Genomic DNA, 24,148 nt, shown 5'->3' with positions numbered 1-24,148 from the left:
ACAGGACACCCTCGCGCACTATCCACAAATGGAGTGAAAAAATGATCAAAAAAACTTTTGCCGCCCTGATTGCCACCACCAGTTTGCTCAGCGCTGGCGCCGCGCTGGCAGACAAGCCCGGTGCAGGCTGGATCACCATTGAGAAAGCCATCGAAATCGTCAAAACCAAAGCCGGTTACGTAGAGGTTTACGAAATCGAAGCCGACAACAACGGTTACTGGAAAGGCGAAGGGCGTAAAGCCGACGGCGTTGTGTACGAGTTCCGCATCGACGGTGCTTCGGGCAATGTCTTGCGGGATCAGAAAGACTGACGTCACAGCTCTCTGTCTCAATCATGCGCAGGCCTGGCCTGCGCATTTTTTTGCCTGATTACGGCGCAATGACTGGTGCCGGATCCAATTGCCGGCCCATCTCGCCGATCAGGAAAGCAATCGAGTCGGCATTGCGCAAAATAGTCTCAATGCGCGGATGTGGCGTTTGTTGATCGAGGAAGGCATTGCGTGCGTCGTTCAGCGTGGGGCTCAGCGTGGCGTCGAGTATCTGTCGGCTGACGTTCGTCATGTGAGGCAGTTGATCGAAGCCAATCCAGGCTTGTTGCTTATCGCTCCAGCGCGAAAACAGCTCTTGTCGCGGGGTGGCCAACGACAGCGCTTGACGCTGGAACGTCTGCTGAGTGTTTTTCATCGCGATGCCTTGGCCGGTAAGGGTCTCGATCAAATCGCTGAAGGGCCGGCGGGCTTCCAGCGAGGCAATGTCTACGGCGTTGCAGATTTGATGGGCAAATTCATGAATCAGCACGGACGCCTGGGCATGCCCGTCGACATTAAAGGGTTCGGTCAGAGAAGATTTGTACCAGTCCAGTTGCTGGGAGAAGAATTTTTCGGTGAAGTGCACCTTGCGTTGCTCATCCTCATCCAGGACGAAGGCAATCAGGTTGGCGCCGGGGTATTTGTTCGAACCAATGACGAAGCGGTCGGTGTTCATCAAGTCCTCACTCGGATCTACCAGCGCCGTGCACACCGGGACGATCGCCTGTTTTATTTTGTTGATCAGCGTGTCGTCGATCTGACTCACATCAAAGAACTGCTTGAGGAAGCGATCGAGTCGGGTGCCGACCGGTGCACTGCGCAGTTGTGCCAGATTATGCAAGCTGTTGAATGCGTAATAGCGGGCCATATCGATGGCCTGCACCAGCATCCGCGCTTTGTCCGGGTGTTTGCTGCGGATGGCCTCCATGCCGAGTGCCTCGATGTTCAGTACCAGCCGGCGTTCGCGGTCGGCGGCGAAGCGGTTGTACATCTTGGACATCGCCTTGCCGTAATGGACGGTGTGCCGGTCAGGGTCGAGAATCAGCTGAGTGCCGATTTTTATGAGCGATGGCCCGTGGGTCTGCTCATTCAGCAACTGCCAAACCGGGCCGGGTTTGTCCACGCAATAAACCTTACCCGCGACAGCCGCGTAGGTGCGCTTGTCCGTGGTGTTGAAGTAAGTACCGGTGTCGAGTTGGTGGCTGAGGTCTTTCAGGGCAACTGCGTTGGTTTCAAAAGGGTGCAGTTCGGTGCGCGATGGTGCGGTGGGTTTAATCCGATCAAGGTGCGGTGCCGCCGGCACTGATTCGTCGGGCACGGCCGTCGATTCTGCAGACGTCTCGATCGACAAGCGTCCCATGCTGACCATTTGCAGTGCGCCTGCAATAAATGCGTGTACCGCGCGATTCCAATGGTGATCCTGTAAATCCTCTGCCGATTCCTTGAAGTCGTTGTAGCTTCGCCACAGAAAGGAGAGGTAGGCGAGCTTGCCCGGGAGGATGGTGGAAATCAGTTTGATACCCCCACTGAAGAGTTTTTTTGCAGCCTCCCAATCAGATTGCGCGGTACTTTTCAATTGGCTCGCGAGCAGGTGGGGCAGCAGCGAAGTGTTGTCGTCGTAGAGATGGTGCAGAATATTGCCGGTGAGCGGACTCATCGCCAATGTCATTTCACTGACTTCGCCAATGCTCGAGTGCAGCAGTCCGTGCAGGGACGCTTGCTGGTTTTCGGGTGCGCGTCGAATAAGCTGATTTTGCAGGCTACCCGGTGTATTCAGCGCGGCGATCAGGTCGCTGTCTGTTGCAAACTCTCGAAACACCTCCTCGTCATAGGGTGCATAGAGCACTCGCAGACTATCGTTTGCGCCGATGACATACATGCCTGGTATTTCAACGGGTATAGCTCGTGGCGTCTTGATCAGCGACAACGGGGAAATAGTTGCGTGTGCGCCTTCTACGGTTGCGCGGGCCTTGCCGTCCGGCATGTCCAGAACTTGCGTTACCAGGTTGAAAGCTTTGTCAGACAAGCGTTGCTGCAGCTTCAGAGCATGCGCGTGTTGCAACAATTGCCAAGGTAGCTGGCGGAGAAAACGCTGTTTGCGAACGTCTTGCGCGAGGGCATCAGTAACGGTTTTTGCGTAGGCGCTCGGAATCTTCAGCGACGCCAGCATTTTTTTGACGACGGATTGATCGAGTCCTGGCGGTAGGGCTCGACTGGTTTTCGAGGCCACGCTGAAGCCGGTGCCCTGGGCGATATTGATGTGATTGAGCGCGAACTCGGGCAGGCTTTGCGCAGGTCCGGCGAGCGCCAGACTGGGCTTGATTTCTATTCGTTGCGGCTCAAGGTGGCTGCCGGGGAATTGCGCGTCGAGCAAAGTTTTCAGCGTTGCCTCTACGTAGTTCGACAGAGAAGGAATGCCGTGCAGATAATCCTTGTCGTCCGTCACGCTATTGCGCCACTGCTCCAATAACTCGAAGTGCAGCTGTTGCTCGGCAAGCGGCGCCATGCCTAGCCAGGCCGGCAGCAATTGCTGCTGCCTGATGGCTTGGGCAACATCCGCGGCGCGTTGCAAGTTGGTTTCCAGCGGTGCTTTGCTGAGCAAAGACAGAGCCTTTGTCAGTCGAGCGGAATCCTTCAGGCGTACACGTAATTGTTCGCAACGAGCCAGATAGTGATCAATGGCCGATTGCATGCAGGTCTCCAGCACATTGCCCTCGATCAGTTGCAACGAGCCTAACGAATACCGGCGGTGGAGCAGTTGTTGTGACGGACGAAGGTTTTCCAACAGAGGAAGCCGTTGAACGCTGTCGAGAAGCCGGAAGTTCAGCGCTTGTCGGGCGCGGAGGATGTCGTCAAACGCTTCCAGTCCCCAGGCAGGTGTCCACAAGATCACGCGTCCGGAGTGTTCTGTATCGAGACCGCCGCGTTCCGTCAGCAACACACATTGATCGAGGGGCAGTGGTTTTGTCTCTCCGGAGCAATTCACTGTCAGCGACCATGCATCGGGGCGAAAGCCATTCAGTGGACGACGGTTGCTGCGTGTCGGCTGGTCGGCATCAAAAACGGTATCGACTATCGCCCTCTGTGCTTTCTGGAGCGTGCCGTAAATCACCCGCATGCGCGCTTCGCCACAAATACCTACGAACAGGGCATGGGCCAGCCTCGGTTTCATTTGCTCAAGGTAATTGCGCTGCGACGTTGCTGACGTGAGTGGTTGCGCCGCGAACTCGACAACGATGGGCGCTTTGACGTCGGCGAATGACTTGATTGCCAGTCTGGTTTTGTCGGCTAATACCCACGAAGGCTGTTCGCGCCCGAACAATGCCGGGCGGGTACTCCAGCGCTCGTCGGCGTCGAAGTTCAGTAACTGCTCGTGGAGCATCGTGCGAATGTCCAGCGCCTTGTCGGCCAGCGCATGTATGTCAACGGCACCATCGCTGTGGCGAAACACCTGCAAGGCGTAATCAATGTTCTGCCGTTGTTTGGTGATGATCAACTCGAACAGCACTTTGAAGATCTCGCCGGAAACGATTTCCCCTGTCACTTGCGGGCGGTCGTAGCCGATGAAACGGTTGCGTTCCTCCAGATTCAACAGGCCGTACAGTTCATCTTCGTGTCCGACGCTCCTGAATTTCCTCAGCAAGGTCTCCTTGAGATCGAGGTAGTCCTTGAGCACCTGCAAGCCCTGTGTAGGGGTGTAGAGATAAGCGTGGTCGTGGCTGATCATCAACGAGCCCGCCAGCTCCACGTAATTGGCCTGGTATTCCCACATCCGCACCGTTTCGATGGTCGGCAGCCGAGAGGCGGAAGGCAGCGGCTCGATCATTTGGTGCAGCGTGACGAATTGCGCGGCACCGATAATATTGGTTTCGCGTTTGAGCAGCAGTTCGGCCCGTGCCTGATCATCCAGCGCTTGAGCGAAAAAGTCGCGACGGGTAGAGCCGTCGGCGCAAGGGGCCTGCCAGTAAGCTTCGAGTTGCGCAAACAACAACGCGGCCAATTTTCTTGAAGCGCTGAGTACGGCGTTCTCCCAGAGCGCTTCATCCCCGGATCGCGGCGTCATGGCCGGGTTGGAAAATTCGTGCAACTGGCCGGCCGGCCAGCATTGATTGCGGTAATACATCAACACGGCGTCGTTCAGGCTCATGGAGTCCAGCCAGTGTCGGGTTTGATCGTTGTCGGGATTGAGATAAAAACTCACACGTGTAAGGCGATGTTGCAGGCCGGGAAAAGCGTTTCCAAGCAATCCATCCATGACCTGTTCAAGCAATGCGTTGAGTGAGGGTAACTGTTGCAACTCGACAAGCATGGCTTCAGCGTTCACGCGTTGCGCCTGTCGAATCAAGGCCTGCTGATCATCGAATACATCGCCAGAAATGGTTTCGAAGGTGACCCGGATGGCCGCTGAATCCAGTAGGCGTTTGCGCCGGGATATCGGTAAAAAAGCCAACAACCGTTCGGCGTCGCCGGAGGAATTCAGGCGTTTTTCCAATTGCTCGACGAGATCGGCGCGACTGTAGTGTTTTTTGATGCCTTCGTAAGGGGTGTAGAGAATCTCGCCGCGGTCGTTCGGTGTGGCGCCAAGAATAAAACTGCCCACCAAGGGTTCGGCGGGGGATTCGTCAGTGTTGAGCAAAATGCGCTGGGCCAGCATCGGCGGCACTTGTTCACTGCGCAACGCCTGAGTAGCCAGTTCAATATGGGCCAGCCAGTCGAAATCCTTGCTCGACAAACCGTGGGTTCGGCCCAACTCAGCCCAGAGGCCGGGAGACTTCAAGGTTTCTGGAAACAACAACGGGGAAAAAGGTGCGGACATGCGCGAGTCTCGACAGGGCGCATCGGTAGCGCCGGAAGATAGAGTCGCTAGGTTATGGGGCGAAAGAGAGATGCGTGCGGTACATAGTTACCGCACCCAGTGCCCGAGAGTGTGCCAGTCTGTGACGCCGTTGCCCTCGGCAAGGGTTGACACGCTGCCTTACAGGCGTGATTAATCGATTCGCGAATTCGTACGCTGTTGTTCCCTCCAATAATTAATCTGGAGCTTCAGATGTCTGCGCCATCCGATCATGTGTCTGCTGCTGTTTTATCCACGCTGTCGCTCGAAGAACTGACGCAACTGCTTGAAACGATTTTTTTGCGCCACGGCACCTCTGCGCAGGTCGCTCGATCACTGGCCGCTAACTGTGCCGGCGCCGAGCGTGACGGGGCGCACAGTCACGGCGTGTTCCGTATCCCCGGTTATGTGTCGACCCTGCAAAGTGGCTGGGTCAACGGGCAGGCTGTGCCGCTGGTGGAGGATGTCGCTGCCGGATTTGTGCGGGTTGATGCCGGAAACGGGTTTGCCCAGCCAGCGTTGGCGGCGGCCCGTCCGCTACTGATTGAGAAAGCACGCAGCGCCGGGATCGCGGCGCTGGCGATCCGCAATTCCCATCACTTCGCGGCACTGTGGCCGGACGTTGAGCCGTTCGCCGAGGAGGGCCTGGTCGCCCTGAGCGTGGTTAACAGCATGACGTGCGTGGTGCCGCACGGCGCCGATCGGCCATTGTTCGGTACCAATCCGATTGCTTTCGCCGCGCCACAAGCCGGGGCGGCGCCGATCGTTTTCGATCTGGCCACCAGTGCCATTGCGCACGGCGACGTGCAGATTGCCGCGCGTAACGGCGAACGCCTGCCGCCGGGAATGGGCGTCGATAGCCTTGGTCAGCCGACGCAAGATCCCAAAGCCATTCTGGAAGGTGGCGCGCTGTTGCCGTTTGGCGGGCACAAGGGCTCGGCGCTGTCGATGATGGTCGAGTTGCTCGCGGCGGCACTCACCGGTGGAAACTTCTCGTTCGAGTTCGACTGGAAGAATCATCCCGGCGCGAAAACGCCATGGACCGGTCAGTTGCTGATCGTGATTGATCCCTCCAAGGCGTCGGGCCAGAGTTTTGCCGAGCGCAGCCATGAACTGGTGCGGCAAATGCACGGCGTCGGGCTCAAGCGTCTGCCGGGTGATCGTCGGCATTTGCAACGTGAGAAGTCGCTCAAGTACGGCATTCCCCTGGAGACACACACTTTGGAACAGCTGCAGCGGCTGGCCGGACACTAGGTTTATCAGTGGACTCCATCGGCTGCCGGAGAGGCTTCGGCAGCCCATCAAAGCTGTGCTTTACAGATTTTGAAATAATTTGCGACTGGGGAAAGGCCCGCTTCTGCCTGTACGCTTCAAGGCCTTTTTTCTTTCAGGATTTGCATGAACACCCTCTCGGAGCCTCCCAGTTATCCGTTTCCCATGCGCCACGGCGCGGTCTTGACGCACTCGCAGCATCCGGTTTTCCGACACCCGACTATCGTAGACAACGCAGCTTCAGAGCTATCGCGTTGCACTTCGTCGTGTCCGGCAGCCTGAATTTACTGAAGAGAGATCGAGATATTTTATGGAATGGTTAGCGGATCCCACGGCCTGGTTAGGCTTGTTGACTTTGATCGTGCTGGAACTGGTGCTCGGCATCGACAACCTGGTGTTCATCGCGATTCTGGCGGACAAACTGCCGCCGCATCAGCGTGACCGCGCGCGAATCATCGGCCTGTCGCTGGCGCTGATCATGCGCCTGGGCCTGTTGGCGAGTATTTCCTGGCTGGTAACCCTGACGCAGCCGCTGTTTGAGGTGTTCGACAAGAGCTTCTCCGGTCGCGACCTGATCATGTTGTTTGGTGGTGTGTTCCTGCTGTTCAAAGCCACCATGGAGTTGCACGAACGGTTGGAAGGTCATGTCGGCGAACGCACCTCTAACACCGCTTATGCGTTGTTCTGGCCGATCGTCGCGCAGATCGTGGTGCTCGACGCCGTGTTCTCGCTGGACGCGGTGATTACCGCTGTCGGCATGGTCGATGAACTGGCGGTGATGATGATCGCGGTGATCATCTCCATCGGTCTGATGATTGTCGCGAGCAAGCCGCTGACACGCTTCGTCAATGCGCACCCGACGGTGATCATGTTGTGTCTGGGCTTCTTGATGATGATCGGTTTCGCCCTGACCGCCGAAGGCCTGGGTTTCCACATCCCGAAAGGCTATCTGTACGCAGCCATCGGCTTCTCGATTCTGATTGAAGTGTTCAACCAGATTGCCCGTGCCCGTCGCAAACGCTCGATGCAGGGCTTGCGTCCGATGCGTGAGCGCACGGCCCACGCGGTGATGCGTCTGCTGGGCGGGCGCAAACTGGCAGTGGAGGAAGTGGGCGAGGAGATTTCTGACCTGCTCGACAACGGCGAAGCGCCGAGTACGGAACTGTTCGACCGCCGCGAGCGCGTGATGATCAGCGGCGTTCTGCAATTGGCTGAGCGTCCGATTCGTGCCCTGATGACTGTGCGCGCCGATGTCGACTACATCGACCTGGCCGACGATGCCGAAGCGATTCGTACACGATTGATGCATTCGTCCTACTCGCGATTGCCGTTGATTCGCGATGGCGCGGTGGATGAACCCCTGGGCTTCGTGCACAAGAAAGAATTGCTCAAAGAGTATCTGGCCGGTGAGGAGCCGAATCTGGAGCACCTGGCGCGCAAGTCGATCAATCTGCTCGAGAGCTATTCGATTCTCAACGCATTGGAGCAAATGCGTGCCGCGTCGACCCACATCGCGTTTGTGGTCAATGAATTCGGTGATTTTGTCGGTATCTTGACCATGACCGACATCCTTGAGTCGATTGCCGGTGAATTACCCGACGCCAGTGAAGTTGAAGGCCCCGACGTGGTTGAAGAGCAGGGTGGGTTTATGGTCAGCGGTGCGCTGAACCTGACACGGGTGCGGCAGCGCACCGGGTTTGGCGCTGAGCCCACCGAGGATTATCAAACGCTGGCCGGTCTGGTGATGAGTTTGCTGGATCGCTTGCCGATGGTGGGCGATCGTCTGGAATACGAAGGCTGGCAGATGACGGTGGTGGCGGTTGAAGAGCGGCGGGTGACGCGGGTGTTGCTGATAAAAAATGACTGATTGATTTGCTGGTCTTACTGGCCCCTTCGCGAGCAAGCCCGCTCCCACAATTGGAATGCATTTCAAGTGTGGGAGCGGGCTTGCTCGCGAAGTTGGTCTTAGCGATAACGCACTTATCAGCGATGAAAAGTGTAGCGATCCTTCCCCGAATGCTTCGATTCGTACAACGCATCATCCGCCTTGATCAACGCCTGAGTCAGGGTGTCGTGTTCTTCGACCCGGGTTACGCCGATGCTGATGGTCACCGGATACTTCGTCGGTTGTTCGCGCACGAGTCTGCACAATTCCCCGGCCAGTGCTTCGGCATCCTCCCGGCCAACATCGGTCAGATAAATCGCAAACTCCTCGCCACCCAATCGAGCAAAGTCATGCGCGTTCATCACCATTTTGATGTCGGCGGCAACGCGCTTGAGCACTTCATCGCCGATGTCGTGCCCATAGGTGTCATTCACTTTCTTGAAGTTATCGATGTCGATCATCAATAAGTAATGATCGTGTTCGCGCGGAACCGTTTGCAGGTGTTTTTCCGCGAGGGTCATGAAGGAACGGCGGTTGGGGATTTCAGTGAGGGTATCGTTGTAGGCCTGATCCAGCAGCAACTGCGACATGATGTAGTTGTAGAGCTTGGCCTCGCGCAGTTTGAGAAAGGTGTAGATGGTCAGTGCACACAGAAACACGCTGTAGCAAGCCGTCATGACCCCTCGCAATTCGAAGAGGCTGATGCTGGTATTGATAAACGGGTTGAGCAACGACCAGATGATCAGTTGCACGACGAAAAACGCCACGCGACTTAAGGGCAGTACCGAGATGCTGTAGAGCATGCTGGCGGCGGCAAGCACCAGCCAGGAACTCTGCACAATGTCCGGTACACCGTAGACAATGAGCCGGACGCCAACAGTGAGACCGAGCACGAAGAGCACGGTCAGCACATCAAAATGACGCGCCTTGCGGGTGAACCCCAGCACGACGGTCAGAATCGAAAACAGCAATAGGAAAACCATTGAACGCCAGGTGAAGCCCTGGCCGCCGAGGAAGCTGACGATCAGATCAAACACCAGCCACATGAACGTGCTGGTGAGGAAGATCAACACGCTGAACCGGTGGAGGCGCTCGAATTCGTGCTGGACGAACTCGGCGCGCACTGCCGCCGGCGCGGTTTTTTTCAGCACTTCGTCTTCAATGATTTTGTACATCGATACCCTGATGTTTGCGCTGGTTGTCGAGGATCACCTGGCCCCATGGGCGGTAACGCAGGGAAAATACGGCGTTTGGATGACAACCGGTAGATGTCACGTCAGGTGCGCTGGGCTCGGCACGAAATGGCTGACCATCGCGGCTGACCTGCCGGAACGCCTCACGCACGATACCCACCGAGCAGGGTAGTTCGCCGGCATAACCGGTGCGTACCAACGGGGCCAGGCGCCCGGTACCCGCACCGTCCTGCCACCAGACCTGAATTCCGGCAGCCGCCAGATCGCCCAACCACTTTCCATTGACCGACGGCGCGAGTTTGCCGGCACTGAATGCGCTGATGTGCAGGGGAGCATCCAGTTTGCCCGCCAGATCCGTCAGTTGGCGTTGCAACGTCGCCCGGCGTTCTGCGGCGAGAAAGTGCAAGTCGTCGAGCTCCAGTGGCAGGTACCAACCCGTTACCGGCAACTTCCAGTCCTTGCGCAGCTTTTGCTGCTGCGCCAGTGTCTGGCCCAGTTGCGCCTGCCAATACGTGGTGAGGCCGGCGCTGTCGAGTTCATCAATGCGCTGGTAGTAGGCCGGATCCATTTTCAATCCGAGTACCAGCTGCAAGCCTTGCCGCTGCGCCAGTTTCAAACTGTTGGCGAGCCAGCCATTGGCACCACCGAAGTCAGAGTCACCATACGCAGTCCATTGCACGATCAGCGTCCGCGTGCCTTGCTTTGCGCTGTCTTGCCAGATTTTTTGCCATTGCGTCTGGCTGAGACTGGCATCGACATTAAGCGGTTGATAGAACACACGCTCATCAGCACGCACAGCGACGGCGCTAAGCAACAAGCAGAAAAACATTATCCAGCGAGCCATCAGAAATTCCACTCCACGCCCAGCAGCACACCGTTGCCGCCTTCATACAAATTGCCGCCCAGCGACTGTTGATATTCGGTACGCACCGTCAGTTTCGAGCGGTAGGCGTTGTAGCGGTCATCGTCGTACCACCATTGCCAGCGCAAACCGACGCCGGTGCGCAAATCCTGACGCCAGTCGTTGCTCGGATCCTGGCTGGCGAATTCGAGAAATCCGTACGGCATGATCGTTTGTGCGCCATTGAACGGCAGTTTCCACGTATGGCCTTGCTGGAAACGCGATAACCATTGGTGATCGCCGGCCTTGGTCCACCAGGCGGCGTCGAGGTAGAGGAAGCGTTCATCCCATTCACTTTCGTCGACGCGCCAATCGTTGCGGTACTTGCCCTGATCAAGGAACGAGGCGGTGGCGCGTAGCAGGTAGTCGGTGCTGGTTCGACCATAGCGGTCGTAGTCATGCCCTTGATCCCAGACTTTACCGGGATTGAACAATTCGCCCAGACGCATGCCGTTGCTGCCGTCATCGCTGACACCGGTCTGCTTGTAGATTTCGGCGTAGAAGTTGATGTTGGCCGTGCCCCACGGCTTGTAGCGCAAGCCCACGCCGGTTGCGAAGGACTCCGCGTAACTGGAGCGACCGATGCCGCCCAGTAAAGCACGGCCATAAACCGACAACGTACTGCCGGCGCGGCTTGGTTCCTCACCGAGCGCGTGATCCCACATGGCGACCTGCACGTTTTGCGACTGCGCAACACGTTTGCTGCCTTCGTTATCGTCGGCGCGTAAAAAGTCGTTGGTCGATACCCCAGCCGGCGACCAGGTACTGGCAATCGTGAAGTTATCCCGCCGGGACAAGGCCTCATGAGCACGGCGCTGACGATAGCGACGAGCCTCCATGCTGCCGTCTTCATCGTCCGCCGCAACCGGGTTCTGTTCGAGGTCGATCACGCGACGCAATTCCTTGCGCGCGGAGGCGCTGTCCTCGACTTCGTCGTAGCGCCAGGCCAGGGTTTCGCCCAGACGATAATCCTCTGGGAAGTCGCGGGTCGCCTGTTGCAGATAGGGGATTGCACTGGCGCGCTCTTCACGGGTTTGTGCGCCCGACAAACGCATGCCGTAATCGGCGCGGTAGCGTGGGTTTTCCGGATCGCGGCGCACGGCTTCGGCCAGCCATGCGGTGCTTTGTGACAAATCACCAGCCTTTTGTGCGGTGACCGAGGCGGCATAAAAGTGCCCGGCATCCGGTGCTTTTAATAGGGCCTGGCGTTGGCGTTCCAGCGCCTGTACATGCGCGCCGCGAGCATCGGCAATCGCCGCGCCTAGCGCCCATTCGTTAGCCCCGCGAGTGTTGCTCTGTTGCCAGAAGCGCTCGGCGGTTTGGGCGTCGCCGGCATTCAGCGCACTGCGGCTGGCGGTCAGACGTGCGTTGTCTGTGAGCTCCGCAGCGGGGATGTTGCGCCAGATCGCCAAGGCACCGGCGGAATCGCCGGCAGCTTCGAGCGCATAGGCCAAAGGCAAACGACTGCTGCGGTCTCCAAGTTTCTCGGCTTGCTGGTAATAAACGACGGCTTCGCCGGGTCGATCGGGCATCGCACAACGGCCGAGGGCGCGGAAGTCGCCAATTGCTTGGGGGTGACTGCCGATGGCCTGCTGCACGACATGGCACTGACCTTTTTCTGCCAGTTGTGCGAGCAATTGCCCGCGAGTGGCGCCGTCGACACGATCGATCAACGAAGCCATGCGTTGCTGCTGGGCCGGCGTGACCTCTGTCAAAGAGGCGTAGATCCCGGCGAGACGCTGCAGCGCGGTGGCCGGCAGACGTCCGCCATGACGGTCGTAAGCGTTTTCCAGCAATTGCTGTGCGTGCGCGCGATCGCCGCTATTGAACGCGAGAAAACTGGCCTGATTCAGTGAGGCCAGATCGCCGGTCTGGCGGTAATGGTATTCCCACAAGGTCTGTTCTTCAGTGCGGCGCCCCATGCGCTGCGCCAGCTCCGCGCGGCGTTTGACCACCGCAGGGGTTTGCGTCTGACCGGCGAGCCAGACCATGACCTTGCTGCTCTCACCCTGTTCCTGCCAGACATAGAGCAGTTGCGCTTGCCGCTGGCTGTCCCAGGGCTGCGGCAGTTGTGTACTTTGCAACAGGTCGGTGGCTTGCAGACGTTGCGCCAGAACCAGCCAGGCCTGGGGATCATCTGTTGGCTGACAACCACGCAGTTGCACCCGTGCAGCTTCCGGATCGTGCCGCGACAGCCAGTCGACGGTTTCCAGGCAAGGGCGCTGCAAGTCGTTGCTGAGACGCTGGACAGTCGGCACATCATCAGTCTGCCGCGCCAGCTCCCACAGCCGCTGACGTTGTAACGGATCGGCCAGATCCGACGCCGGCAATGATTGCAGCCAGCGCTGAGCCTGCTGATCGTGGCCCATGGCGATGGCGCGATCGACCATCGCCAGTCGAACTTTGCGCGCCGCTTCAGGGCTTGGCGCCTGTTGCAGCAGTTGTTGCAGCGGTTGCTCATCAAGGCGTTGCACGTAGGCATTGGCCAGCCGTTGCCAGCCTTCGGTATCGAGTTGTTGACGCGCCACCAGCGGCGCGAGTTCTTCGATGGTGCCGCTCCAGTCACGCAATTGCTCGGACCAGTTCGAGCGCGCCAGACGCAGAATATTGTCGTCACCCTTGGGCGCCAAATGTGCCAGCCAGTCGTGGGCTTTGGCGGCACCGCCGAATTTCGCCAGACTCAAGCTGTAGGCCTGCCACAACCGCACACGGTCGTTGAGGCTGCTGGTGGCCATCCATTGTTCGACTTGAGTGCTGGTCGGTGGATCCTGTTCGATCCAGGTCAGGCGCAAATCGAGAACTGCCTCGCTGTTATCGTTCGGCAACGCTTGAACGGCGTCCTGATAGCGCCGCTGTTTGGCCAGCGACTCAACCAGCATGGCACGCGCCTCATCGTTTTTCGGCACCTTTTCCAGCAGGTGCCGCATCAGCCGTTCGACTTCTTTCCAGTTACCTTTTTTCGCCTCGCGGTAACTGCGATCCATATAGGGATAACTGCGGAACTGTTCGAACTCGCTCAATGGTGCGGCTTGCAGTGGGTACGCGGTACTCAACCCAAGCAACAGGCTCGCCATCATCAGGGAATGACGGTAAACAGGCTTCATGCGACCTCCCGGACAATGCGGTAAGCCGCTTGCTGTTCACTCGTCTGATCCGCCAGCGCCTGTTCGAGTACTTCGCGGGTGATCATGCCGCGGTCGATCAGGTGCTCGCCGAGCGACATGTTTTCCGCATCGAAATCAATCAGCGCTTGATTGAACAGAGTGGGCGGCACCATGCCGCGAACCTGCAACAGGTTGCCCAGCAACACCTGATGGCGGCTGACGCGTTCCAGCAAGGCTTCATCGTCCTGATGACGTTCAAGCACTTGGAGCATATGACGCACTTCCTCATTCTGACGGGGGCTGGCGTACCAGTAACGAATCCCCAGAGTCACACGGCCTTGCGGTGCCAGACGGCTACGCACCGGACGCTTTAATTGTCGGCTGATGGCGCCGAGGGAGACCTGACTGACCGGGCCTTCGGAGGCAAGCACCAGTGTTTCGCCTTCCTCGGCCACGGGCAGAACGCCGTAGTGCGAGGCGATGCGGCGCGGCAAGGCATCAATCAGGCGCTTATCGAGTTTGAACGGGTTGAGTGGCGCCCATTCCAGATCAAGCTGCTCGGCCAGTGCCTGCACCAGTTGCGTGCTGTCGATGTACCCACGCAGTAACAATTCCCGACCGAGTCGGCGACGAACCGGACTGGTGATGGCGGCTTCCAGTTGCTCTTCGGTGATCAAGCCTTTCTCGACCAGACGATGCCCCAGCGGTACGCGTTGTGCCTTGGTCAGCGCAGGGAATTCGTGGGTGGTCTTGTCCCAGGCCACGCGCCGCGAATCGCCCATTTCCATGACCTGGCGTAGCGCGCGGAGGTTGGCGAAGAAGTTGACGAAGTTGCTCCACATCATCCGTGGCGCCGACAGCAGGCCTTCAACCAGACCGTAATAGCGGGTCACGAACCAGCCGCGCTGGAACAGACGATTGAGCAGCATGAAACCGTTAAGCCAGAGCAGCACCGGTAGTATTGAACTGTCGGAAAGAATCGACGGGTAGCGCCAGGAGTCCGGAGAAATCACCGTGACCAACCACATGACCAGCAGCACTGCGAACAACAGATTGACCAGAAAGCTCAGCATGTAGGCGATCAGGCCGCGGCGATCGCGCCACAGGAAATAGTTGAGCAGGCCGGTGCTCCAGCCGAGGTTTTTGGTGCCTTGAAACACGATGCCGACAATCCAGCGCGATTTCTGCCGGATCGCGTGCTGCAAGTCGCGCGGGAAATGCTCACGGACGCAGATAACTTGGGAAAATTCGCGGTTCATGCCGAACGCCCAAGGCTGCTCCAGCGCCAGTTTCGGATCGCTCACCGAGTAACGGGCGAAAATGCACTTCATGCCTTTTTGTTTGAGGCGGAAACCGATGTCGTAGTCCTCGGTGAGACTCTGAACATCGAAGGCAATGCCGTCGCCGTCTTCGAGCAGGGCGCTGATCGCTTTGCGGCTGAAGCACGTACCGACACCCGCGCTCGGCACCTGACCGGTCAGGGCTTCGCGAACGATAACGTCCTTGCCGTGGTTTTCGGCGAACTCGTCGACATAGTGGCCGGCGGTGAAGCCTTTCCATTCCGGTGCGTACGGATAAACCGGGATCTGGATCAGATCCTTGTTGGGCAGCAGATAGTTGTAGAGACGCAACTCCATCGGTGAAATCACGTCTTCGGCGTCATGCAGGATGAACCCGGCGAACTGGATTTTCGCCTCGCTCTCGAAACGCAGAATGGCGTCGATGATGTTGTTCAGACAGTCGGCCTTGCTGGTCGGTCCGGGGCGGGCGCAAACCACTTTGTGCACGTTGGGATAGTGCTGGCAGACCGCGTCGACGTCCGCTTGGGTCTCGGCGTCGTTGGGGTAGGTGCCGACAAAAATCTGGTAGTTCTCGTAATCGATGGTCGAGGCCGCCAGGCGGGCCATTTCGCCGACCACACCGACTTCATTCCACGCCGGCACCATGATCGCCAGCGGTTTTTCGGCAATCGCGTACAGCCGCTGCTCGTCGGCGCGTTCGAATTTATCGTAGATCCGCCAGCGCCGGATCAGCTTGCGACTCCAGTACACAAGGTCGATGAACAGGTCATCGAGACCGAGGAAGAACATCAGCAGGGCGAGGGCAATCGCCACATATTTGAGACCAAACAGCACATACGCAAAAAAATCGACCCAACCCAGACTCATACCCCGTCACCCGCCGTCGAGCGAGCGCTCAACCAGGCGTGGAGGCGGGTGGCGATCAATTCGCTGGCGTGACCATCGCCGTAAGGAAAGTGCACCCGGCTCATGCGGGTGTAGGTCTCTTCGTCATCAAGCAACCGCGAAGCTTCGTTGATGATGCGTGCCTTGTCGGTGCCGACCAGCAACATCGTGCCGCTTTCCAGTACGGAGGGGCGCTCAGTGACATCGCGCAGTACCAGCAATGGCTTGCCAATCGCCGGCGCTTCTTCCTGTACGCCGCCGGAATCCGTGAGGATGAAATGTGCGTGGCCCATCAGCCAGACGAAGTTCGGGTAGTCCTGTGGAGGAACCAGATAGATGTTGGGTTTGTTGGCGAGCATGCCGTACACCACTTCTTGTACGAGCGGGTTGAGGTGTACTGGGTAGACAAATTGCACATCCGGGTAGCGCTCGGCCAACTCAGCCAAGGCCAGACAGATGTTGTTGAAACCACCGCCGAGATTTTCCCGACGGTGGCTGGTGACCAGGATCATCCGGCGCTGATCATCGAGTACGGCCAGCGGCGAATCGGCGGCGGGATGCCACTGAGTTTGCTCTTGGTGTTTGCGCATCCACAGCAAGGCATCGATGACGGTGTTGCCGGTGATTTCGATGTTTTCCTCAGGCACGCCTTCGCGCAGCAGATTGGCCGCAGATTTGGACGTTGGCGGAAAATGCAGATCGGCAATGACGCCGGTCAAGCGGCGGTTGGCCTCTTCCGGCCACGGCGCGCGCAGATTGCCGGTACGCAGGCCCGCTTCGACGTGGCCGATCGGCAGTTGTCGATTGAACGCGGCGAGGGCGGCGATGAAGCTCGTGGTGGTGTCGCCGTGTACCAATACGATGTCAGGTTTGACCCGCTCGTAAGCTTGATCGAGCTGAGCTAATAGATGTTGGGACAAGCCGTTGAGGGTTTGGCCTTGCGTCATCACTTGCAGGTCTTCATCGACCGTCAGCTCAAAGGCGTCCAGCACCTGCGTGAGCATCTCGCGATGCTGGCCGGTGGAGCAGATGTTCAGTTGGATGTCTGGCCACCGGCGCAAAACCCGAGCAAGCGGGGCCATTTTTATGGCCTCCGGGCGCGTACCGAAAACCATCATGACTTTAAAAGACATTGACCCCTCCTGGGACATGGCAACGCTGTGACCAGATGGCCTGCAGCGTGTGTTCTCTTACTGAGAAATAAAGGAAAGCAGCCGGATGGAAGCTTGTCCAATCCGGTTCGACGCTTGATTGATACCGATCATGTAGAACGAAAGTGCCATCGGTTGATGGCTCTTAGGTGGCACTTTCAGGAAAAGTTCCCAAGGCGTGCACAGAATTGGTGCGCTGGATGTCAAGATTTGGCGCAACTTAGTCAGACCGCCATATACATTGGGAACCTGCTACCCGCGCCTCGTAGCCAACGGTAGCGCTGACAATCAAATCGCTTTGATAACTTCACGCCCCACACTTCACCCATCCCTTTGATTCAAAAAACATTTCAATCCATTGCAGATTCCTCGTGATTCCTGTGGCACACTTTCTGCTGTCTATTCCGTAGTAACAAACCGTATTCCGGTATAGCGGAATAAACACAAATCTGGAGTGCTTGCCATGCATCGCCGTCCTTCCTTGTTCAAAGCGTGTGTTTTTGTTCTTGCAGCTTCATCCACCGTCATGGGGCTGGCCCAGGCGGCCGACAGCAAGCTCGACAGTGTTCTCGCCCGGGGCAAGTTGATCGTGGGCACCGGCAGCACCAATGCGCCGTGGCACTTTCAGGGCGCGGACGGCAAGTTGCAGGGATTTGATATCGACATCGCCAGGATGGTGGCCAAAGGTCTTTTCAACGACCCGAGCAAAGTCGAGTTCGTGGTGCAGTCATCCGATGCGCGTATTCCCAATCTGCTCACCGACAAGGTCGACATGAGCTGCCAGTTCATCACCGTGACTGCCAGCCGCGCGCAGCAAGTGGCGTTCACGCTGCCGTACTACCGCGAAGGTGTTGGCCTGTTGTTGCCGAACAACAGCAAGTACAAGGAAATTGAAGACCTGCAAGGCGCTGGCGACAGCGTGACCGTGGCCGTGCTGCAAAACGTCTACGCCGAAGAATTGGTGCACCAGGCGCTGCCCAAAGCCAAGGTCGATCAGTACGACAGCGTCGATCTGATGTATCACGCGGTGAACTCCGGCCGCGCCGATGCCGCCGCCACCGACCAGTCTTCGGTCAAATACCTGATGGTGCAGAACCCTGGCCGCTACCGCAGCCCGACCTACGCGTGGAGCCCGCAAACCTACGCCTGCGCCGTCAAACGTGGCGATCAGGACTGGCTGAACTTCGTCAACACCACGTTGCATGAAGCGATGACCGGCGTTGAATTCCCGACTTACGCGGCGTCGTTCAAGCAGTGGTTCGGTGTCGATCTGCCGTCCCCAGCGATCGGTTTCCCCGTCGAATTCAAATGAAAACTGCTGCGCTCGAAAATACTGCGTTGAAAACAGCCTCAAAATGCTCATTGACTGACGTCAACTCCGCTTTTTCGCCTGTTTTCGCCTTGTCTTTTCTTCGCTCGCGACGTTTCCAAATTGCTGAAGGAAGAGTGGGGCGATGCACGTCGCCCCGCTCAAGGTACTGCTGACCATGAACTATCAGTTGAACTTTGCCGCCGTGTGGCGCGATTTCGACACCTTGCTCGCGGGGCTCGGTCTGGGCCTCGAACTGGCGCTGGTGTCGATCGCCATCGGCTGCGTGATCGGCCTGCTGATGGCGTTCGCGCTGCTGTCAAAGCATCGCGCCTTGCGGGTGCTGGCTTCGGTGTACGTCACGGTGGTGCGCAACACGCCGATTCTGGTGTTGATTCTGTTGATCTACTTCGCACTGCCGAGCCTCGGGATCCGTCTGGACAAGATCCCGTCGTTCATCATCACGCTCTCGTTGTATGCCGGGGCCTATCTGACCGAGGTGTTCCGTGGTGGCTTGCTGAGCATTCCCAAGGGGCAGCGCGAAGCGGGGTTGGCGATTGGTCTCGGTGAGTGGCAGGTCAAGGCCTACGTCACCGTGCCGGTCATGCTGCGCAATGTCTTGCCGGCGCTGTCGAACAACTTCATTTCACTGTTCAAGGACACCTCGCTGGCCGCTGCGATTGCGGTGCCGGAGCTGACCTATTACGCGCGCAAGATCAACGTCGAAAGCTACCGGGTGATCGAAACCTGGCTAGTGACGACGGCGTTGTATGTCGCGGCCTGTTACCTCATTGCCATGCTGCTGCGTTACATCGAGCAGCGTCTGGCGATTCGCCGATAGGAGGCTGCGATGTACGAATCTCCCAGTTGGTTACACGAGTTGTGGATTGCCCGCGAGACGTTGCTGCAGGGCTTTCTGACCAGCGTGCAGGTGTCGGCGCTGGCGATTTTGTTCGGCACGATGCTCGGCGTTGTCACCGGTCTGGTGCTGACGTACGGCAAGTTCTGGATGCGCGCACCGTTCCGTTTCTATGTCGATCTGATTCGCGGCACGCCGGTGTTTGTGCTGGTGCTGGCCTGCTTCTACATGGCGCCGGCGCTGGGTTGGCAGATCAGTGCATTTCAGGCCGGTGCGTTGGGCCTGACGCTGTTTTGCGGCTCGCACGTTGCCGAAATTGTTCGCGGTGCGCTGCAAGCGTTGCCCCGTGGGCAGATGGAAGCGAGTCAGGCGATTGGTCTGACGTTTTATCAGTCCCTTGCCTACGTATTGTTGCCTCAGGCATTGCGGCAGATCCTGCCGACCTGGGTCAACTCGTCCACGGAAATCGTTAAGGCGTCGACCTTGCTCTCGGTCATCGGCGTTGCTGAGTTGCTGCTCAGCACGCAACAGGTCATCGCCCGGACGTTTATGACCCTGGAGTTTTACCTGTTCGCCGGTTTTCTGTTCTTCGTCATCAACTACGGCATCGAGTTACTCGGCCGGCACATTGAAAAGCGGGTGGCCTTGCCATGATTGAAGCTCCAGTTTCCAACCTTCAGAACGGCCAGCCGCTGCTGGATATTCGTGGCCTGCACAAACAATACGGCGCGGTCGAAGTGCTCAAGGGTGTCGACCTGAGCATGCAGCGCGGCAACGTGGTCACGCTGATCGGCTCCAGCGGTTCGGGCAAAACCACGCTGCTGCGTTGCGTGAACATGCTCGAAGAGTTTCAGGGCGGGCAGATCCTGCTCGACGGTGAGTCGATCGGTTATGACGAAAGCAACGGCAAACGCGTGCGTCACGCGGAAAAAGTCATCGCTCGTCATCGTGCGATGACCGGCATGGCGTTCCAGCAATTCAACCTGTTTCCGCATTTGACTGCACTGCAGAACGTCACCCTTGGCTTGCTCAAGGTCAAGAAGATGCACAAGGACGAAGCAGTGGTACTCGCCGAGAAATGGCTTGAGCGCGTTGGCTTGCTGGAGCGGCGCAATCACTTTCCCGGCCAGTTGTCCGGCGGTCAGCAACAACGTGTGGCGATCGCCCGGGCCATTGCGATGAACCCAAGCCTTATGCTGTTTGACGAAGTCACCTCAGCCCTCGACCCGGAACTGGTCGGCGAAGTGCTCAACGTGATCAAGGGCCTGGCCGAGGACGGCATGACCATGTTGCTGGTGACCCATGAAATGCGTTTTGCCTTCGAGGTCTCGGACAAAATCGTATTCATGAATCAGGGGCGAATCGAAGAGCAGGGGCCTCCCAAGGAGCTGTTCGAACGCCCGCAATCGCCGCGTCTGGCTGAGTTTCTGAAAAGCACGCGGTTTTAAATCTTCACTTTTGTAACCAGGAGAAACACCCATGAGCATTACTCGATACGGCACCGGCAGCACCGCCGCTGGTGGCCAGCCACGCCCATTCGCCCGCGCCGTTGAAGCCGATGGCTGGCTGCACGTGTCCGGCCAGGTGCCGGCGGTGGATGGCGAGATTATTGTTGGCGGCATCGTCGAGCAGACTCACCAGACCATGAAGAACCTGATCGCGATTCTCGAAGAGGCCGGTTATGGCCTGGAAGATGTCGTGCGCGCCGGCGTGTGGCTGGACGATCCACGGGATTTCAGCAGTTTCAACAAGGTCTTTGGTGAGTACTTCAAGCCTGAGCACGCCCCGGCGCGGGCCTGTGTGCAGGCGAGCATGATGGTTGATTGCAAGGTCGAGATCGACTGCATTGCGTACAAGAAAAAGGCCTGATCAACGCCATGATCGTTCCCACGCTCTGCGTGGGAATGCCTCACGGAACGCTCCGCGTTCCAAGGGACGCAGAGCGTCCGGGGCTTCATTCCCACGCGGAGCATGGGAACGATCATTAGCGGTAAACTCCCGGCGACTTTGAATGGGAACCCACTGAAATGACCGAAGACACCATCAAACGCCGGGCCCGCGGTCTGGATCGGGCGTTCGATATCCTCGATTTCCTCAAGGAAATCGGCCAGCCGCTGCGCCCGAATGACATCGCCAACGGCATCGGCAGCCCGAAATCCACGGTCTACGAACTGGTTGCCTCGTTACTCGAGCGGCGGATTCTGGAACCGGTGGGCAAGGACGGTCACGTCTATCTCGGCCGGCAGCTGTACTTCCTCGGCCAGGCGCATTTGCGTCATTTCGACCTCAGTCGCGAGGCCGATCACGCCTTGCAGGAGATCGTCAGTCAGACCCATGAAACCGCGCAGATGTGCCTGCTCAACGGCCGCAAGTACACCGTGGCATTGATGAAGGAGGGCGAGCGACATTTCCGTATTTCCTCTGACATCGGTGAAAACGCGCCCATCCCATGGACGGCTTCCGGCCGTCTGCTGCTCGCGCATTTAAGCGATCAGCAAATCCGCGACCTGATCGACGAAGACGATTACATCCTGCCCGACGGCGAGCGTTTGTCGATGGAGCTGTTTCTGGCGCAAATCCGTCAGGCCGGTATCGACGGATTCTTCTCTTTCGACAGCGTTGCCGACACCTTCACCCATTGCTTCGCCGCGCCCGTCAAAGACCCGCAAGGCGTGGCGATTTGTACGCTGTGCATCGTCGCCCCTCGGGCCGATGCGAAAAACAATTACAACGACTATCGCCGGGTGCTGATCGAGAGCGCTAACAGCCTCGCCCGACGAATCAACGAATAAACGCGGCCGCCTGCGGCCGCGAATGTGAGGAGTTCGACCATGACGACTGTCATCAATTCTGCTGTAGATAAAGGTGATGCGGCCATCGGTGCCCATCTGGCGCGTGACGTCAGCCTGCCCGCGCTGGTGCTGCACCGCGAAGCGCTGGAACACAACATTCGCTGGATGCAGAAGTTCGTCAGCGACAGCGGCGCCGTACTCGCGCCCCACGGCAAAACCAGCATGACCCCGGCGCTGTTCAAGCGTCAGCTCGACGCCGGCGCATGGGGCATCACCCTCGCCAGCGCGACCCAGACCCGTGCCGCTTACACCCACGGCGTGCGCCGGGTGCTGATGGCCAACCAGTTGGTCGGCACACCGAACATGGCGCTGATTGCTGATCTGCTGGCCGATCCGTCGTTCGATTTCTACTGCATGGTCGATCATCCGGACAACGTCGCCGATCTCGGCGCCTACTTCGCCTCGCGCGGCGTGAAGTTGAACGTGATGATCGAGTACGGCGTGGTCGGTGGCCGTTGCGGCTGCCGCAGCGAGCAGGAAGTGATCGAGCTGGCCAAGGCGATCAATGCGCAACCGGCGCTGGCCCTGACCGGCATCGAAGGTTACGAAGGGGTGATTCACGGTGATCACGCGGTCAGCGGCATTCGTGAGTTTGCCGCGTCGCTGGTGCGTTTGGCGGTGCAGTTACAGGACAGCGGTGCGTTCGCGATTCCGCAGCCGATCATCACTGCCTCGGGTTCGGCGTGGTACGACTTGATCGCTGAGTCGTTCGAAGCGCAGAACGCTGCCGGACGTTTCCTCAGCGTGTTGCGCCCGGGCAGTTACGTCGCGCATGACCACGGCATCTATAAAGAAGCGCAGTGCTGCGTGCTCGATCGTCGCAGTGATTTGCACGAAGGCCTGCGCCCGGCGCTGGAAGTCTGGGCGCACGTACAATCGCTGCCGGAGCCGGGTTTTGCGGTGATCGCGCTGGGCAAGCGTGATGTGGCTTATGACGCCGGTCTACCGGTGCCGTTGCTGCGTTACAAGGCTGGAATTGTGCCGGCAGTGGGCGATGATGTCGGTGCGTGCAAGGTGACGGCGGTGATGGATCAGCACGCCTTCATGACCGTAGCGCCGGGCGTTGAACTGCGCGTCGGCGACATCATTTCTTTCGGCACCTCGCACCCGTGCCTGACGTTCGACAAGTGGCGCACCGGGTCGCTGGTGGATGAGCAGTTGACGGTGATCGAGAGCATGGAGACCTGTTTCTAAGGCTTGAGACCGCGTCGCGGCCATTCGCGAGCAGGCTCGCTCCCACTTTTTGGAATGCATTCTAACTGTGGGAGCGAGCCTGCTCGCGAAGAGGCCGGCCTAGACACCATCGAATCAAGAGACACCACCCAATGAACACCCTAAGCCCCCTGGGCCCCAACACCCCACGCATCGCCCTGATCGGCGAATGCATGATCGAACTCCAACAACGCGCCGACGGCAGCCTCCAGCAAAGCTTCGGCGGCGACACCTTGAACACCGCTGTCTACCTGTCCCGAGCCATGGGCGACAAAGCGCAAGTCGACTACGTCACCGCGCTCGGCGATGACAGCTTCAGCGACGCCATGTGCCAGATCTGGACAGACGAAGGCATTGGCCTGGGCATGGTGCAACGTCTGCCCGGTCGTTTGCCGGGCCTGTATTGCATCCAGACCGACGCCAATGGCGAACGTCGTTTCCTCTACTGGCGCAACGAAGCGGCCGTCCGCGATTGCTTCACCACGCCGGCCGCGGAGCCGATTCTGGCCGCGCTGCCGGATTACGACGTGTTGTATTTCAGCGGCATCACCCTGGCCGTGCTCGGTGCGCAAGGGCGCGAGAAACTCATCCAGACCCTGATCGAAGCCCGCCAACGTGATGCGCGGATCGTTTTCGACAACAACTACCGTCCACGTTTATGGACGTCGGTGGACGCTGCACGCGCGGCGTATCGCAGTGTCCTGCCGTACGTTGACCTGGCCTTGCTGACGGTGGATGACGAACAGGCGCTGTTTGGTTTTGCTGATTGCGATGAGGTGTTCGCCACGTACGCGCAAATCGGTACGCCGGAAGTGGTGCTCAAACGGGGCGCTGAAGCGTGCCTGATTCGCTGCGAGGGCGAGGTGTTTGAAGTGCCGGCGCAGAAAGTCGAGAAAGTCGTTGATACGACGGCGGCGGGGGATTCGTTCAGTGCGGCGTATCTGGCGGCGCGGTTGATGGGCGACAGTCCTGAAGAGGCCGCGCGGGCCGGGCATCAATTGGCAAGCCGAGTCATTCAAGTTCCAGGTGCACTGATTCCCAAAGACTGAAACACATCCCCTGTAGGAGCTGCCGAAGGCTGC

17 protein-coding genes are annotated in these 24,148 nt (G+C 58.5%); 11 read left to right on the top strand and 6 right to left on the bottom strand.

Annotated elements, in window-relative coordinates; translation table 11 throughout:
- Positions 1–41: 41 nt before the first annotated feature.
- Positions 42–311 carry a PepSY domain-containing protein gene (locus ACP3TY_RS12485; RefSeq protein WP_426620143.1) on the top strand — a complete coding sequence of 90 codons (270 nt, stop codon included), beginning with the start codon at positions 42–44 and terminating at the stop codon, positions 309–311.
- 58 nt (positions 312–369) lie between these two features.
- Here the strand turns inward: ACP3TY_RS12485 and ACP3TY_RS12480 are convergent, their stop codons facing one another.
- Positions 370–5,124 (bottom strand): dermonecrotic toxin domain-containing protein, encoded by a 4,755-nt coding sequence (locus ACP3TY_RS12480; RefSeq protein ID WP_426620142.1) that lies wholly within the window; start codon positions 5,122–5,124, stop codon positions 370–372.
- Positions 5,125–5,355: 231 nt separating this feature from the next.
- Between ACP3TY_RS12480 and ACP3TY_RS12475 the strand changes: the two genes are divergently transcribed.
- Both ACP3TY_RS12475 and ACP3TY_RS12470 read left to right on the top strand, forming a co-directional pair.
- On the top strand, positions 5,356–6,396 hold the full coding sequence (locus ACP3TY_RS12475; RefSeq protein WP_426620140.1) for an Ldh family oxidoreductase: 1,041 nt from the start codon (positions 5,356–5,358) through the stop codon (positions 6,394–6,396).
- Positions 6,397–6,724: 328 nt separating this feature from the next.
- A complete protein-coding gene (locus ACP3TY_RS12470; RefSeq protein ID WP_159812392.1) occupies positions 6,725–8,281 on the top strand; it encodes a TerC family protein in 1,557 nt (518 codons plus the stop codon).
- A 116-nt stretch (positions 8,282–8,397) separates the two neighbouring features.
- On the opposite strand, the gene ACP3TY_RS12465 is transcribed toward ACP3TY_RS12470, so the two are convergent.
- Genes ACP3TY_RS12465 through wecB form a run of 5 tightly spaced genes read right to left on the bottom strand, consistent with a single transcriptional unit; the run spans position 8,398 to position 16,816 of the window.
- Positions 8,398–9,474 carry a GGDEF domain-containing protein gene (locus ACP3TY_RS12465; protein WP_426620138.1) on the bottom strand — a complete coding sequence of 359 codons (1,077 nt, stop codon included), beginning with the start codon at positions 9,472–9,474 and terminating at the stop codon, positions 8,398–8,400.
- A complete protein-coding gene (locus ACP3TY_RS12460) occupies positions 9,458–10,336 on the bottom strand; it encodes a DUF4434 family protein (protein ID WP_426620137.1) in 879 nt (292 codons plus the stop codon). Before ACP3TY_RS12460 ends, ACP3TY_RS12465 begins: the two co-directional genes overlap by 17 nt.
- Complete coding sequence (locus ACP3TY_RS12455) at positions 10,336–13,497, bottom strand: NfrA family protein (RefSeq protein ID WP_426620136.1); 3,162 nt, start codon at positions 13,495–13,497, stop codon at positions 10,336–10,338. The genes ACP3TY_RS12460 and ACP3TY_RS12455 overlap by 1 nt, the downstream gene beginning before the upstream one ends.
- Complete coding sequence (gene nrfB / locus ACP3TY_RS12450) at positions 13,494–15,665, bottom strand: cyclic di-3',5'-guanylate-activated glycosyltransferase NrfB (protein ID WP_426620134.1); 2,172 nt, start codon at positions 15,663–15,665, stop codon at positions 13,494–13,496. The genes ACP3TY_RS12455 and nrfB overlap by 4 nt, the downstream gene beginning before the upstream one ends.
- Positions 15,662–16,816, bottom strand: a complete 1,155-nt coding sequence (gene wecB, locus ACP3TY_RS12445; RefSeq protein WP_426620133.1) for a non-hydrolyzing UDP-N-acetylglucosamine 2-epimerase — start codon at positions 16,814–16,816, stop codon at positions 15,662–15,664. Before wecB ends, nrfB begins: the two co-directional genes overlap by 4 nt.
- A 481-nt stretch (positions 16,817–17,297) precedes the next feature.
- Between wecB and ACP3TY_RS12440 the strand changes: the two genes are divergently transcribed.
- The 8 genes from ACP3TY_RS12440 to ACP3TY_RS12405 all read left to right on the top strand — a co-directional run bounded on the left by ACP3TY_RS12440 (position 17,298) and on the right by ACP3TY_RS12405 (position 24,115).
- Positions 17,298–18,146: a transporter substrate-binding domain-containing protein gene (locus tag ACP3TY_RS12440; protein ID WP_426620132.1), complete on the top strand. Its 849-nt coding sequence runs from the start codon at positions 17,298–17,300 to the stop codon at positions 18,144–18,146.
- Between the two features lie 175 nt (positions 18,147–18,321).
- On the top strand, positions 18,322–18,984 hold the full coding sequence (locus ACP3TY_RS12435) for an amino acid ABC transporter permease (protein ID WP_426620471.1): 663 nt from the start codon (positions 18,322–18,324) through the stop codon (positions 18,982–18,984).
- 9 nt (positions 18,985–18,993) lie between these two features.
- Positions 18,994–19,656: an amino acid ABC transporter permease gene (locus ACP3TY_RS12430; protein ID WP_159812389.1), complete on the top strand. Its 663-nt coding sequence runs from the start codon at positions 18,994–18,996 to the stop codon at positions 19,654–19,656.
- A complete protein-coding gene (locus tag ACP3TY_RS12425) occupies positions 19,653–20,450 on the top strand; it encodes an amino acid ABC transporter ATP-binding protein (protein ID WP_053120511.1) in 798 nt (265 codons plus the stop codon). Before ACP3TY_RS12430 ends, ACP3TY_RS12425 begins: the two co-directional genes overlap by 4 nt.
- 31 nt (positions 20,451–20,481) lie before the next feature.
- Positions 20,482–20,871, top strand: a complete 390-nt coding sequence (locus ACP3TY_RS12420) for a RidA family protein (RefSeq protein ID WP_007912330.1) — start codon at positions 20,482–20,484, stop codon at positions 20,869–20,871.
- 158 nt (positions 20,872–21,029) lie between these two features.
- Positions 21,030–21,794, top strand: a complete 765-nt coding sequence (locus tag ACP3TY_RS12415) for an IclR family transcriptional regulator (RefSeq protein WP_426620130.1) — start codon at positions 21,030–21,032, stop codon at positions 21,792–21,794.
- A gap of 39 nt (positions 21,795–21,833) precedes the next feature.
- Entirely contained in the window at positions 21,834–23,048 is a 1,215-nt protein-coding gene (locus tag ACP3TY_RS12410) for an amino acid deaminase (protein WP_426620128.1), read from the top strand.
- A gap of 131 nt (positions 23,049–23,179) precedes the next feature.
- Positions 23,180–24,115: a sugar kinase gene (locus ACP3TY_RS12405; protein WP_426620127.1), complete on the top strand. Its 936-nt coding sequence runs from the start codon at positions 23,180–23,182 to the stop codon at positions 24,113–24,115.
- Positions 24,116–24,148 lie beyond the last annotated feature (33 nt).

The sequence above is a fragment of the Pseudomonas rustica genome (assembly GCF_049959085.1).
In the GTDB taxonomy this organism is placed as follows: domain Bacteria; phylum Pseudomonadota; class Gammaproteobacteria; order Pseudomonadales; family Pseudomonadaceae; genus Aquipseudomonas; species Aquipseudomonas rustica.
This window is presented reverse-complemented; position numbering and strand designations above follow the sequence as displayed.

Bases quoted from the DNA above. Each gene is read 5' to 3' on its own strand.
- ACP3TY_RS12485 (WP_426620143.1), top strand. From the start codon at position 42: ATGATCAAAAAAACTTTTGCCGCCCTGATTGCCACCACCAGTTTGCTC.
- ACP3TY_RS12480 (WP_426620142.1), bottom strand. From the start codon at position 5,124: ATGTCCGCACCTTTTTCCCCGTTGTTGTTTCCAGAAACCTTGAAGTCT.
- ACP3TY_RS12475 (WP_426620140.1), top strand. From the start codon at position 5,356: ATGTCTGCGCCATCCGATCATGTGTCTGCTGCTGTTTTATCCACGCTG.
- ACP3TY_RS12470 (WP_159812392.1), top strand. From the start codon at position 6,725: ATGGAATGGTTAGCGGATCCCACGGCCTGGTTAGGCTTGTTGACTTTG.
- ACP3TY_RS12465 (WP_426620138.1), bottom strand. From the start codon at position 9,474: ATGTACAAAATCATTGAAGACGAAGTGCTGAAAAAAACCGCGCCGGCG.
- ACP3TY_RS12460 (WP_426620137.1), bottom strand. From the start codon at position 10,336: ATGGCTCGCTGGATAATGTTTTTCTGCTTGTTGCTTAGCGCCGTCGCT.
- ACP3TY_RS12455 (WP_426620136.1), bottom strand. From the start codon at position 13,497: ATGAAGCCTGTTTACCGTCATTCCCTGATGATGGCGAGCCTGTTGCTT.
- nrfB (WP_426620134.1), bottom strand. From the start codon at position 15,665: ATGAGTCTGGGTTGGGTCGATTTTTTTGCGTATGTGCTGTTTGGTCTC.
- wecB (WP_426620133.1), bottom strand. From the start codon at position 16,816: ATGTCTTTTAAAGTCATGATGGTTTTCGGTACGCGCCCGGAGGCCATA.
- ACP3TY_RS12440 (WP_426620132.1), top strand. From the start codon at position 17,298: ATGCATCGCCGTCCTTCCTTGTTCAAAGCGTGTGTTTTTGTTCTTGCA.
- ACP3TY_RS12435 (WP_426620471.1), top strand. From the start codon at position 18,322: ATGAACTATCAGTTGAACTTTGCCGCCGTGTGGCGCGATTTCGACACC.
- ACP3TY_RS12430 (WP_159812389.1), top strand. From the start codon at position 18,994: ATGTACGAATCTCCCAGTTGGTTACACGAGTTGTGGATTGCCCGCGAG.
- ACP3TY_RS12425 (WP_053120511.1), top strand. From the start codon at position 19,653: ATGATTGAAGCTCCAGTTTCCAACCTTCAGAACGGCCAGCCGCTGCTG.
- ACP3TY_RS12420 (WP_007912330.1), top strand. From the start codon at position 20,482: ATGAGCATTACTCGATACGGCACCGGCAGCACCGCCGCTGGTGGCCAG.
- ACP3TY_RS12415 (WP_426620130.1), top strand. From the start codon at position 21,030: ATGACCGAAGACACCATCAAACGCCGGGCCCGCGGTCTGGATCGGGCG.
- ACP3TY_RS12410 (WP_426620128.1), top strand. From the start codon at position 21,834: ATGACGACTGTCATCAATTCTGCTGTAGATAAAGGTGATGCGGCCATC.
- ACP3TY_RS12405 (WP_426620127.1), top strand. From the start codon at position 23,180: ATGAACACCCTAAGCCCCCTGGGCCCCAACACCCCACGCATCGCCCTG.